Annotated in this window: 12 protein-coding genes and 2 tRNA genes; 10 read left to right on the top strand and 4 right to left on the bottom strand. The window is 67.2% G+C overall.

Annotation, left to right across the window (positions count from 1 at the left end):
- Positions 1–23 precede the first annotated feature (23 nt).
- Complete coding sequence (locus MU449_RS15820) at positions 24–146, top strand: hypothetical protein (protein ID WP_280517652.1); 123 nt, start codon at positions 24–26, stop codon at positions 144–146.
- A 66-nt stretch (positions 147–212) separates the two neighbouring features.
- On the opposite strand, the gene MU449_RS10325 is transcribed toward MU449_RS15820, so the two are convergent.
- Positions 213–398 carry a hypothetical protein gene (locus tag MU449_RS10325; RefSeq protein WP_244738004.1) on the bottom strand — a complete coding sequence of 62 codons (186 nt, stop codon included), beginning with the start codon at positions 396–398 and terminating at the stop codon, positions 213–215.
- 153 nt (positions 399–551) lie between these two features.
- Between MU449_RS10325 and MU449_RS10320 the strand changes: the two genes are divergently transcribed.
- The 3 genes from MU449_RS10320 to MU449_RS10310 all read left to right on the top strand — a co-directional run bounded on the left by MU449_RS10320 (position 552) and on the right by MU449_RS10310 (position 2,215).
- Positions 552–1,946, top strand: a complete 1,395-nt coding sequence (locus MU449_RS10320; RefSeq protein WP_244738003.1) for a protein adenylyltransferase SelO — start codon at positions 552–554, stop codon at positions 1,944–1,946.
- 84 nt (positions 1,947–2,030) lie between these two features.
- Positions 2,031–2,107: transfer RNA gene (locus MU449_RS10315), tRNA-Asp, on the top strand.
- Between the two features lie 31 nt (positions 2,108–2,138).
- Positions 2,139–2,215 (top strand) — tRNA-Asp (locus MU449_RS10310).
- Between the two features lie 42 nt (positions 2,216–2,257).
- On the opposite strand, the gene MU449_RS10305 is transcribed toward MU449_RS10310, so the two are convergent.
- Positions 2,258–3,181 carry a cation diffusion facilitator family transporter gene (locus MU449_RS10305; RefSeq protein WP_244738002.1) on the bottom strand — a complete coding sequence of 308 codons (924 nt, stop codon included), beginning with the start codon at positions 3,179–3,181 and terminating at the stop codon, positions 2,258–2,260.
- Complete coding sequence (locus MU449_RS10300; protein WP_244738001.1) at positions 3,181–4,551, bottom strand: M20/M25/M40 family metallo-hydrolase; 1,371 nt, start codon at positions 4,549–4,551, stop codon at positions 3,181–3,183. The genes MU449_RS10305 and MU449_RS10300 overlap by 1 nt, the downstream gene beginning before the upstream one ends.
- A gap of 111 nt (positions 4,552–4,662) precedes the next feature.
- Between MU449_RS10300 and MU449_RS10295 the strand changes: the two genes are divergently transcribed.
- From MU449_RS10295 to ispG, 4 genes are all read left to right on the top strand, one after another.
- Positions 4,663–5,205: a 5-aminolevulic acid synthase gene (locus MU449_RS10295; protein ID WP_244738000.1), complete on the top strand. Its 543-nt coding sequence runs from the start codon at positions 4,663–4,665 to the stop codon at positions 5,203–5,205.
- A gap of 122 nt (positions 5,206–5,327) precedes the next feature.
- Positions 5,328–6,548, top strand: a complete 1,221-nt coding sequence (gene hemA / locus MU449_RS10290; protein WP_244737999.1) for a 5-aminolevulinate synthase — start codon at positions 5,328–5,330, stop codon at positions 6,546–6,548.
- Positions 6,549–6,655: 107 nt separating this feature from the next.
- Positions 6,656–7,813, top strand: coding sequence for a helix-turn-helix domain-containing protein (locus MU449_RS10285; protein ID WP_244737998.1), 1,158 nt, complete (start codon positions 6,656–6,658; stop codon positions 7,811–7,813).
- A gap of 65 nt (positions 7,814–7,878) precedes the next feature.
- Positions 7,879–9,015 carry a flavodoxin-dependent (E)-4-hydroxy-3-methylbut-2-enyl-diphosphate synthase gene (gene ispG, locus MU449_RS10280; RefSeq protein ID WP_244739034.1) on the top strand — a complete coding sequence of 379 codons (1,137 nt, stop codon included), beginning with the start codon at positions 7,879–7,881 and terminating at the stop codon, positions 9,013–9,015.
- Between the two features lie 15 nt (positions 9,016–9,030).
- On the opposite strand, the gene MU449_RS10275 is transcribed toward ispG, so the two are convergent.
- Complete coding sequence (locus MU449_RS10275; protein ID WP_244737997.1) at positions 9,031–9,765, bottom strand: DsbA family protein; 735 nt, start codon at positions 9,763–9,765, stop codon at positions 9,031–9,033.
- A gap of 113 nt (positions 9,766–9,878) precedes the next feature.
- On the opposite strand from MU449_RS10275, the gene MU449_RS10270 reads away from it, so the two are divergent.
- Together MU449_RS10270 and MU449_RS10265 are read left to right on the top strand one after the other, a co-directional pair.
- Positions 9,879–11,024, top strand: coding sequence for a pyridoxal phosphate-dependent aminotransferase (locus MU449_RS10270; RefSeq protein WP_244737996.1), 1,146 nt, complete (start codon positions 9,879–9,881; stop codon positions 11,022–11,024).
- Complete coding sequence (locus MU449_RS10265; protein WP_244737995.1) at positions 11,021–12,199, top strand: N-acetylmuramoyl-L-alanine amidase; 1,179 nt, start codon at positions 11,021–11,023, stop codon at positions 12,197–12,199. Before MU449_RS10270 ends, MU449_RS10265 begins: the two co-directional genes overlap by 4 nt.
- Position 12,200 lies beyond the last annotated feature (1 nt).

The following is a 12,200-nucleotide window of genomic DNA, read 5'->3' as shown; positions in this document are numbered from 1 at the left end:
CGAGCCTGACCGTGCCTTGCGCCTTGCCGCAGACGTTGCCGGAGCGCGCGCTGACCCAAGGCGAGGTGGAGCTGGCTTGGGGGCGCGATCGGGGCGCGCTGCGCGAATGCGGCGAGCGGATGGCGGTTCTTGCCACCCGAACCTGAGGTGCGGACATGAAAAAACCGGGGGACCGCGTCCCCCGGTTTTCGTTTGCCCGAAGGCGCAGCGTCTTAGTTGACGGCGCCGATGCCGCCACCGATCAGGGCGCCGGCAACCGGCTCTCCGCCCAGAACCTCACCTGCGACGGCACCGCCCAGGGCACCGGTGGCCACGCGCTGACCGCGGGTGTTGCCGCAAGCTGCGACCGTGGCGACGATGGTGAGGGCCGAAATGGCGAGAACGACTTTACGGGTCATATCCAATATCTCCTTAGGATCCGATGAGGTGTCACCCCTGAATATGCGGGGTTAACCCCAACCCTTACGTTCGGTTCCCACATTTCCGTCGCCGGGGTGTGATTTTATCGTGAACGGGTGGCGGTGGACGGCCGAACGGCCCATCTTGGGGCCATGACCCAGATCCGTTTGACCCATCATTACGCCGACGCCCTTCCCGACCTTGTCACCCCGTGGCAAGGCGCGAACGTTCCGGGTCCCAAGATCCTGCGGATGAACCGCGCGCTGGCGGACCGCCTTGGGTTGGCCGACGCCTCGCCGCAGATGCTGGCGGGGATGGAGGTTCCCGAGGGCGCGCATCCCGTGGCGCAGGTCTATGCCGGACACCAGTTCGGCGGCTATTCCCCCCGGCTGGGCGATGGGCGCGCGCTTTTGCTGGGCGAGGTGGCGCGCGACGGGGTGCTGACCGACGTCGCGCTGAAGGGGTCGGGGCGGACGCCCTATTCCCGTGGGGCGGATGGCAAGGCGGCATTGGGGCCGGTGCTGCGCGAATATCTGATGGCGCAGGCCATGACGGGGCTTGGCATCCCCACGACCGGAGCCTTGGCCGTGGTGACGACGGGCGAGTCGGTGTGGCGCGAGGACGGGCCGCTGCCGGGGGCGATTCTGGTGCGGACGGCGGCGAGCCATCTGCGCGTCGGCACGTTCCAGTATGCGGCGGCGAACGGCGATGTGCAGGCCTTGGCCGATTACGCCATCGCACGGCATTATCCGCATCGGGCGGGGGATTACGCGGGGTTCTTCGCCGATGTCGCCGCGCGGCAGGCGGAGTTGATCGCGAAATGGATGCTGGTGGGATTTGTCCATGGGGTCATGAACACCGACAACATGACCATATCGGGCGAGACGATCGATTACGGGCCATGCGCGTTCATGGAGGCCTATGCGCCGGGGGTGGTGTTTTCCAGCATCGACCGGCAGGGGCGGTATGCCTATGGCCACCAGCCGATGATCCTGGGGTGGAACCTTGCGCGGTTGGCCGAGGCGATTCTGCCGCTGATCGACACCGACGAATCGCAGGCCATCGCGCGGGCGACCGGGATACTGGAGGGCGTGGCGGCGCAGTATCAGGCGGCCTGGCTGTCGGGAATGCGGGCCAAGCTGGGTCTGGCGGGCGAGGAGACGGGCGATCTAGCGCTGGCCGAGGACTTTCTGCGCGGGATCGAAGGGGCCGACTGGACGCTGTCCTTCCGCGATCTGGGGCGGGACATGGACGGGTTCCGTTCGCGCCTGATGGCCGATGGGTGGCTGGAGGGCTGGCTTCCCCGCTGGCAGGCGCGGCAGGACGACGGCTCGGCCAACCGGATGCGGGCGGCGAATCCGCTGTTTATCCCGCGCAACCATCGGGTGGAGGAGGCGCTGGCCGCCGCCCATGCGGGCGACATGGGGCCGTTCGACCGCCTGACGCAGGTGTTGCAGCGCCCGTTCGACGACCAGCCGGAGCACGAGGCGCTGGCCCAGCCTGCACCTGCGGATTTCGGCCCCTATCGCACCTTTTGCGGAACGTGACGATTTCGCGCGAAAGGGCGCTTGACGGGGGCGATGCGTGTGCGTAAACCCTCCCCACGTTCGGCAGGTCCGGGCGGCGAAAGGGCGGTTGTAGCTCAGTTGGTTAGAGTATCGGCCTGTCACGCCGAGGGTCGCGGGTTCGAGCCCCGTCAACCGCGCCACTTTCGCCCCAAGTCCTGCTGCCGTTGGAATGCGGTTGTAGCTCAGTTGGTTAGAGTATCGGCCTGTCACGCCGAGGGTCGCGGGTTCGAGCCCCGTCAACCGCGCCATTCCACGAAAAAGGCCGCCCCTCGGGGCGGTTTTTTCGTATCCTACGTGGCCCAGTTCAGATCGGTCGTGAAGGCGATGGTCAGCCAGCGGTCCGGCCCCCGACCTTCGATCAGGGGGGCGATCTCGTCGCGGATCGCGTCCCATTCCTCCAGCGCGCGGGGGGGCGTTCCGGTGGGGACGATGAAATACAGCTCGATCTGGCGCCCGCGCCCGACCCGCGCGACGTAGGCGCGGTAATCCAGAAACCCGTATTGATCGACGATCTGCTGGGCCACGCCCTCCACCTCCTCGCGCAGGTCGCGCGGGGTGACGAGGAGGATGTCGGCCAGCGCCCCGCGCACGGTGGGGATGGGCATGGGCAGCACGATCAGGCACACCAGCGCCAAGGCGGCCGGATCGACATAGGGTGACAGCCATTCCAGCCGCGTCCCCTGAATAAGCCAGCCGAAGACGAACGCGACCAGCAAGGCCGAGGTCAGCCCCGCCGAAATCGTCCAGGCCTTCACGTCCAGCGCAAGAAAGGCCGATCCGATGCTCCTGTTCTGACGGTGCCCGAACAGGGCCATGGCGGCGGCCACCACCCCGGCGATGACGGCATAGATCACGGCATGGCCGAATTCCAATGCCCGCCCACCCGACAGGATGTCGCTGATCGCCGTCAGCAGCGCATAGCCCGAGGCGACGATCAGCAGCGTTCCGCTGAGGCCCAGCACGATCGGCTCCAGATGCCAGAAGCCCATGGTGAAATGCTGCACCAGCCGCGCGCGGGCGCTTTCGGACAGGGAATCGGTGATCAGCCGCGACACCAGAAGGGCCAGCACCGTCATGCTGGCGTCCAGCGTGGTATAGACGCCGTCGAAGATGATCGACGATGATCCCGTCCAGATGCCGAAGCCCACGCCGAATGCGGCCAGGGCGAAGGTCACCATGATGGACAGGCGCAGGATGTCCTGTTCGGTGCGCATCACATCAGCCGGTCGAGGATCCGTGCCCAGGAGCGGATGCCCTTGTGGAAGCTGTCCAGGTCGTATTTTTCGTTCGGGGAATGGATCTGGTCGTCATCCTTGCCAAACCCGATCAGCATGGCGTCCATCCCCAGATAGGTCTGGAAATATCCCGCGATGGGGATCGACCCGCCACAGCCGACATAGGCGGCGGGCACCTCCCATTCGTCCGACAGCGCAAGGCGGGCCTTCTCGAAGGCCGGATGGCTGATCTGCATTTCGCCCGCCGGGGATCCGTTGACGTCCTTGAACTCCGCCGCGCAATCGGCGGGAAGCTGGGGGGTGAACCATGCCTCGAACGCGGCCATGACGGCGTCGGGGTCCTGGCCGGGCACCAGACGGAAGCTGATCTTGGCATGGGCGTCGGCGGGCAGCACGGTCTTGAACCCCGCGCCGGTATAGCCGCCCCAGATGCCGTTGATCTCCGCCGTGGGGCGGGACCAGATCATCTCCAACGGGGTGCGGTCCTGTTCGCCGGCGGGGACCGACAGGTCCACGTCGCCAAGGAAGGACGCGTGATCGAAGGCCAGCGCCTGCCATTGCTGGCGCATCGCGTCGGGCAGTTCCTTCACCCCGTCATAGAATCCGGGCACCGCCACCGCGCCCGTGTCATCGTGCAGGCCGCCCAGAATGCGGGTGAGCACGCGGATCGGGTTGATCGCAAGCCCGCCGAACATGCCCGAATGCAAGTCCTTGTTGGCGGCGTGGACCGTCACTTCGCATTTCGCCAGCCCGCGCAGCATGGTGACGATGGCGGGGGTGCGGGATTCGAACAGGCCCGTGTCGCAGATCAGGGCGATGTCGGCGCGCAACTCGTCCGCGTTCTCCTTCATGAACGGGATGAGCGAGGGGGAGCCGGATTCCTCCTCCCCCTCAAGGAAGATGGTGATGCGGCCGGGCAGGGTGCCGTGCACGGCCTTCCACGCGCGGCAGGCCTCGATGAAGGTCATGAGCTGGCCCTTGTCGTCGGACGACCCGCGCCCGCGGATCACGCGACCCTTGGCCGTCTCCTCCACCTGCGGGTCGAAGGGATCGCGGTCCCACAGCGACAGCGGATCGACCGGCTGCACGTCGTAATGGCCATAGAACAGGACATGCGGGCCTTCGGTCCCCGAATGGGCCACGACCATCGGATGCCCCGGCGTGACGGCCTTGCGCGCGTCGAATCCCAGCTCGGCCAGATCGGCCACCAGCCAGTCCGCCGCCCGGTCGCAATCGCCCTTGAACGCCGGATCGGTGGAGATGGAGGGGATGCGCAGCAGGTCCAGCAGCCGTTCCGTCGCCTGCGGCAGGTCGCGGTCGATGGTGTCCAGAACCGATTGAAGCGTCATGGGAATGTCCTTGTCCGAATTGCGCGCAGGGTATCACCGCATCCGCCCCTGTCCAGACCGGACGCGCCGCGCTATGTTCGGGGCGAACACGCCGCCACCGGAAGGACGACCATGAAATACCTTGCCCTTGCGCTTCTGATCGCCACCCCCGCCGCCGCGCAGACCACGCTGACGGACGTGCGCGGGATGCTCTACCCTCGGGCGGGCATCGACGTCGAGATCCTGCCCAAGGACTATCTGCCCGCCGATCAGGCCGCGCTTCTGCGCACGGTGGGCGTGCAGCAGCCCTATTACGGCGCGATTGCGATTTCGCCCGCCGAAGGGATCATGACCGAGGCCACGGTGGCGGCGGCCAACTATCACACGACCGACGCCGCCGCGACCGCCGCCCTGCGCGACTGCAACGCCAAGCGCAAGGCCGAGCGGGCGTGCGAAGTCGTGGGCTATATCCGGCCCGCAGGCTGGCAGCAGCAGCCGGTGCAACTGTCGCAGGCCGCGACCGCCGCCTTCCTGAACGATTTCCGGGGCGAGGGGCCGAAGGCCTTCGCCATCTCCCCCTCCACCGGCGAATGGGGTCTGGCCAAGGGCGCGGGGGCGGCGGATGCGGCCATCGCCGAATGCGGCGCGGGCTGCCGGGTCATCCTTCAGAACTGATCCGTCGGGCGTTTTGTCCAGTTTCACCGGGACGACGCGCCCCTTACATCCACGTCAAGCCGCGCCTGCGGCCTGACGCGACAAGCCCCAGCCAACCCATCCGGGCGTCAGGGAGACAGCACATGACCTATGATACCGCCTTGGACACCGCCCTGAGCCGTCTGCATGACGAAGGGCGTTACCGCACCTTCATCGACATCGAGCGTCGGCAGGGCGATTTTCCCCGCGCCCTGTGGCGCCGACCCGACGGGACCGAGCGGGAGATCACCGTCTGGTGCGGCAACGACTATCTTGGCATGGGGCAGCATCCCGACGTTCTGGCCGCGATGCACGACGCGCTGGACGCGGCCGGCGCCGGGTCGGGCGGCACGCGCAACATCTCGGGCACCACGCTTTATCACAAGGCGCTGGAGGCGGAGATCGCCGATCTGCACGGCAAGGAGGCGGCGCTGGTCTTCACCTCGGCCTATATGGCCAATGACGCGACGTTGCAGACCCTGCCGAAGCTGTTCCCCGGTCTGGTCATCGTCTCGGACGAGCTGAACCATGCGTCGATGATCCAGGGCATTCGCAACGGGCGCGGGGAAAAGCACGTGTTCCGCCACAACGACCTGGCCCATCTGCGCGAGATACTCGAGGGTCTGCGCGGGCGTCCCGTGCTGATCGCGTTCGAGTCGATCTATTCCATGGACGGTGATTTCGGTCCCATCGGGGCGATCTGCGATCTGGCGGACGAATTCGGCGCGCTGACGTATATCGACGAGGTTCATGCCGTGGGCATGTATGGCGCGCGCGGGGCCGGGGTGGCCGAGCGCGACGGGCTGATGGGGCGGATCGACATCATCAACGGCACCTTGGGCAAGGCGTTCGGGGTGTTTGGCGGCTATGTCGCGGGGTCGGCGAAGATGATGGACGCGGTGCGGTCCTATGCGCCGGGGTTCATCTTCACCACCTCGCTTCCGCCGGCGGTGGCGGCGGGGGCGGCGGCGTCGATCCGGCATCTGAAGGGCGACGGCGCGGTGCGGGCGCGGCACCAAAGCCAGGCGGCGACGCTGAAGATGCGGCTGAAGGGGCTGGGCCTGCCGCTGATCGATCACGGCAGCCACATCGTTCCGGTGCATGTGGGGCACCCCGTCCATTGCAAGATGCTGTCGGACATGCTGCTGGAAGATCATGGCATGTATGTGCAGCCGATCAACTTCCCCACCGTGCCGCGCGGCACGGAACGGCTGCGCTTCACCCCGTCCCCCCTGCATGACGCGGCGCAGATCGACGGGCTGGTGAAGGCGCTGGATTCCCTGTGGGGGCACTGTGCGCTGAATCGCGCCGAGATGTCGGCCTGACGAATTGCCGGATGCAATGCTCTCTGGTCTGTGATAGGTGATCGAAGTATCAAGCGGCTCGAGTCGGGACAAGGCTCGGGCATATCCGGGGCAGGGCAGAATTGAGCATGATCTGGCGGAGGACATCCCCTTCGACGGCGACGGACGGCAAACCCAAGGGGTTTGACGACTTCGAGTTGCGTCTTGGCGACATCATGCGCGGCGAACGGGCGACGCTGGGAAAATCCCTTCTGGACGTCCAGCGCGAGCTTCGGATCAAGGCCACCTATATCGCCGCGATCGAGAATTGCGACCTTACGGCGTTCGAAAGCCAGGGGTTCATCGCAGGCTATATCCGGTCCTATTCCCGGTATCTGGGGATGGACCCGGAATGGGCCTATGAGAAGTTCTGCGTCGAGGCCAATTTCACGCTGCATCACGGCATGGCGACCGGATCGCCCAAGCGTCCGGTTCCCGTCCGGGCCGGGGTCGCGCGCGATCCGCTGGCCGATCCGCATCCGAAATTCCTGCCGCGCGGGCAAAGCCTTGCCGCGCAGATCGATCTGCGGGCCGTGGCGTCGATCCTGGTCGTGGCCATGCTGATCGGCGGCATCGGTTTCGGCGGCTGGTCGGTTCTGAAGCAGATCCAGCAGGTGCAGCTGGCCCCCGTGACCCAATCGCCCGATGTCGTGGCGGACATGGATCCGCTGGCGGGCATGGGGCGCCGTGCCGACGATCCCGTGCAACCGGCGACCGAAGCCGGCCTGCGGTCCGATGATCTGATGGCGCGCCTCTATCGCCCGCAGGATCAGGCGCTGGATGTGCCGGTTCTTGTGCCGCGCGACGGGCCCATCGGCACGATCGACCCCCGTGCAGGTGCGGTTCAGACGGCCGAGGCGGGCGAGGTGTTCGGCCCCGAACAGCCCGACGCCGCCGCCCCGCAGGTGGTCGCGGCGCAGGCCCCGGCCGTGGAAATCCTGGCGGTGCGCCCGTCCTGGGTGCGCGTGCAATCGGCCGACGGCACGGTGCTGTTCGAAAAGATCCTCGGGGCCGGCGAACGGTATGAGGTGCCGCAGATGGAAGAACCGGCGCGGCTGCGCGCGGGCAATTCCGGCTCGGTCTATTTCGCGGTGAACGGGCAGACCTATGGCCCCGCCGCTGCCGGGGCGTCGGTGGTCAAGAATGTCAGCCTGACGCCGCAGGCGCTGACCGAAACCTATGCCGCCGCGGACGCGACGCAGGATGCCGATCTGCAGAAGATCCTGACCGCCGACGCCGCGCAATAGGGGCGGTTGCCGAACGGCCCCGCGCCACCTATGTTCGGCGCATGGCCAAAGCGGAGTTTTCCCCCATGTCGCTGAACCACGTCCGTCCGTGGCGAAATATCTATCGCCGGAAATCCCGGCAGATCATGGTGGGCAATGTGGCCGTGGGGGGCGATGCCCCGATCTCGGTCCAGACCATGACCAACACGCTGACCACCGACGTCCGCGGCACCATCGCCCAGATTCAGGCGGCGGCGGCGGCGGGGGCGGATATCGTCCGCGTCTCCGTCCCGGACGAGGAATCGTCCCGCGCGTTGAAGGAGATCGTGGCCGAAAGTCCGGTACCCTTGGTCGCCGACATCCACTTCCATTACAAACGCGCGATCGAATCGGCGGCGGCGGGCGCGGCCTGCCTGCGGATCAACCCCGGCAATATCGGGGACGAGGCGCGGGTGAAGGAGGTCATCAAGGCCGCCCGCGATCACAACTGTTCCATTCGCATCGGGGTGAATGCCGGGTCGCTGGAACGCCACCTTCTGGAGAAATACGGCGAGCCGTGCCCGGAGGCGATGGTCGAATCCGGCATGGATCACATCAAGATCCTGCAGGACAACGATTTCCACGAATTCAAGATTTCGGTGAAGGCGTCGGACGTGTTCCTGGCCGCCGCCGCCTATCAGGCGCTGGCCGAGGCGACGGATGCCCCGATCCATCTTGGCATCACCGAGGCCGGGGGGCTGGTTTCCGGCACGGTGAAATCCGCCATCGGTCTGGGCAACCTGTTGTGGATGGGGATCGGCGACACGATCCGCGTCTCCCTCTCCGCCGATCCGGTGGAGGAGGTGAAGATCGGGTATGAAATCCTGAAATCGCTGGGCCTGCGCCACCGCGGTGTCACGATCATCTCCTGCCCCTCCTGCGCGCGGCAGGGGTTCGACGTGATCAAGACCGTGTCCACGCTGGAGGAACGTCTGGCCCATGTGACCACATCCATGAGCCTGTCGATCATCGGCTGCGTGGTGAACGGCCCGGGCGAGGCGCTGATGACCGATATCGGCTTCACCGGCGGCGGGGCGGGCAGCGGCATGGTCTATCTGGCGGGCAAGCAAAGCCACAAGCTGTCGAACGATCAGATGATCGACCACATCGTGGAGCAGGTGGAGGCCAAGGCCGCGCAGATCGAGGCCGAGAAGGCCGCGGCCGAGGATGTGGCGGCGGAATAACCGCCGCCCCCCATCTTACCCCTCGCGTTCGCTGCGCACGATCTGCGCCATCTGCGGACCGGGCACGTAGCCGCGCAGCAACGTGTCCCCCACGACGAAGGTCGGCGTGCCCTGGATCTGCATCTTCTGCGCCAACGCGTGGTTGTCGGCGATGATCTGCGTGATGTCGTCGGCGTTCATGCGGGCCTTCACCTCGGCCGCATCCAGCCCCAGATCGCCCGCCAGCCGGGTCAGGGTGGCGTCGTTCACCTCCCCCCGCAGGGTGAAGAACGCGTCATGCGCCTTTTTGTAGGCATCATCCCCGCCGATCGCCTTCGCGGCCAGCGCAAAGCGCGAGGCCATGACCGACTGTTCGCCCAGGATCGGCAGTTCCTTCAGCACGAAGCGGATGTTGCCGTCCTGCGCAACAAGCTGCTCCGTCTCGGCAAAGGCCTGCCGGCAATAGCCGCAACGGTAATCCATGAACTCCACCACCGTCACGTCGCCATCCACGTTGCCGCCCACCCAATCGGCGGGGGAGGAGAAGAGCGCGTCGGCATTGGCGGCGATCAACGCCTCGTCCGCGCCGACCTGCTGTTGCTGCTGGCGTTCGTCCAGTATCTGAATCGCCTCCATCAGCACTTCGGGGTTTTCCAGCAGGTAATCGCGCACTTCCTTGCGCAGCACCTGGCGTTCGGCATTCGTCATGTCCTGCGCCGCGGCGGGCAGGGCAAGGGCGGCAAGGGCAGCCGCAAGGGCAAGGCGTTTCATCGGCGACTCCATGTTTGCGGCGGCAGGGAACACGCTGCGCGGCGGGATGGCAAGTGTTGACCTCTGCGACCATGTGCCCGACAGAAGGGTGTGGGCCATATGTGGGGGCAAAGATGCGCGTTTCAAACCGGGGCGGGGTCGATCCGTTCCTTGTCATGGACGTGATGGATGCCGCCGCCACGCTGGAGGCGCAAGGCCGCCGTATCATCCATATGGAGGTGGGCCAGCCCGGAACGCCCGCCCCCGCCGCCGCGCGGGCGGCGCTGACGGCGGCGATGGACCGGCCCCTGGGCTATACGCTGGCGCTGGGCCTGCCGGAGTTGCGGGCGGGGATCGCGGCGCTTTATGCCCGCTGGTATGGCGTGGATATGGACCCGGCGCGGGTGATCGTGACCTCGGGGTCGTCCGGGGCGTTCCTTCTGGCCTTCACCGCGCTTTTCGATGCGGGCGACCGTGTGGCGCTGGGCGAGCCGGGCTATCCCTCCTATCGCCAGATCCTGCGCGCGCTGAGCGTGACGCCCGTGGGCATCCCCGCGCGGGTGGAGAACCGTCTGCAGCCCGTGCCGGAGGATCTGGCGGCGGTGCCGGATCTGGCGGGGCTGATCGTGGCATCGCCCGGCAACCCGTCGGGCACGATGCTGGACCGTGCCGCGATGGCCGCGCTGATGGACCATGCGGCGGGGCGCGACATAACCTTCATCTCGGACGAGATCTATCACGGGCTGCATTACGGCCCCCGTGCGGTATCGGCGCTGGAAATCTCGGACCGCGCCTATGTGATCAATTCGTTTTCCAAGTATTTTTCCATGACCGGCTGGCGCATCGGCTGGATGGTCGTGCCCGAGGATCATGTCCGCCGGGTGGAGCGTCTGGCGCAGAACCTGTTCATCTGCCCGCCCCATGCCAGTCAGGTGGCCGCGCTGGCCGCGCTTGAGGCGGGGGAGGAGCTGGAGGCCAACCGCGCCGTCTATGCCCGCAACCGCGCCCTGATGCTGGAACGCCTGCCGCAGGCGGGGTTCACGAAAATCGCGCCGCCCGATGGGGCCTTCTATATCTATGCCGACGTGTCCGACCTGACGCCTGACAGCCGTATGCTGGCGCAGGACATCCTGCATCAGGCGGGGGTGGCGGTCACGCCGGGCCATGATTTCGACCCGGTGCGCGGGGGGCAATGGCTGCGCTTCTCCTATGCCCGCGCCACGGCGGATATCGAGGAAGGGCTGGACCGGCTTGTGACGTTCATGGCGGGGCGGGCATGATCTGGCGTGCGTTGGCCCTGTGGCTGGCCTTGGCCGTGGCGGCGGTGGCGCAGGAGGGGGCGCGGCTTGACCCCGAAGGGTCGGCCATCCGCACGCCGTGGCTGGGCGGGGTGGAAGCGGTGCTGAAGCTTTCGGCCCCCGTGCCGTGGCGCGCGCGGCTGATGGACGATCCCCCGCGCCTGATCGTCGATTTTCGCGGCGCCGATCTGGGGGAGGCCGAGTGGACGCATGGGCGGCGGGTGACCTCGGTCACCTCCGGCTCGCTTCGCCCCGGCTGGTCGCGGCTGGTGGTGGGGCTGAACGGTCCCTTCGCGATCACCCGCGCCGACATGGCGACGGGGAACGGGGCCACCGTGACCATCGCGCTGGAAAAGACCGACGAGGCCGCCTTCCGCGCCGAGGCGGCCCGCCCCGAGCCGCCCGAATGGACCCTGCCCGAACCACCCGCCCCCGCACCGGCGCAGGGGCGCGGGCCGTTGACGGTGATGCTGGACCCCGGCCATGGCGGGATCGACCCCGGCGCCCGCTATCAGGGCTATGCCGAAAAGGCGCTGACCCTGCAATTCGCGCGGGAGCTGCAGGCGGTGCTGGTGGCCGACGGCACGTTCCGCGTGGCCCTGACGCGCGACAGCGACGAGTTCGTGTCGCTTGAGGCGCGGCTGACCCGCGCGCGTCAAGCGGGGGCGGGGGTGTTTCTGTCGATCCATGCCGACGCCATCCGTTCGGGCGAGGCGTCGGGGGCCACCATCTACACCTTTTCCCCGAACGCGACCGACCGCGCGGCCGAAGTGCTGGCCGCGATGCACGACCGCGACGACATTCTGGCGGGCGTCGATCTGGGTGGGCAGGACGATGCGCTGGCCCGCGTGCTGATGGACATGACCCGCACCGATACCACCCCGCGCACCGAACGTCTGGCCTGGACGCTGGAACGGGCGATCAAGGGGCAGGACATCCGTATGCACACCCGCCCGCGGCAGGCGGCGGATTTCGCGGTGTTGAAATCCCCCGACATGCCGTCGGTGCTGCTGGAACTGGGGTTCATGTCCTCGTCCCGCGACATGGCGCTGATGACCACGCAGGCCTGGCGTCTGCGCATGGCGCAGGCGATCCGCGACGCGCTGAAGGCCTGGGCCGCGCAGGATGGCGAGCTTCGGTTCATCGTCGCCCCCTGAG

Source organism: Falsirhodobacter halotolerans (assembly GCF_022899245.1).
GTDB classification, from domain to species: Bacteria; Pseudomonadota; Alphaproteobacteria; order Rhodobacterales; family Rhodobacteraceae; genus Falsirhodobacter; species Falsirhodobacter halotolerans.
Note: the sequence above shows the minus strand (reverse complement) of the source record. Positions and strands in the feature narration are given on the sequence as shown.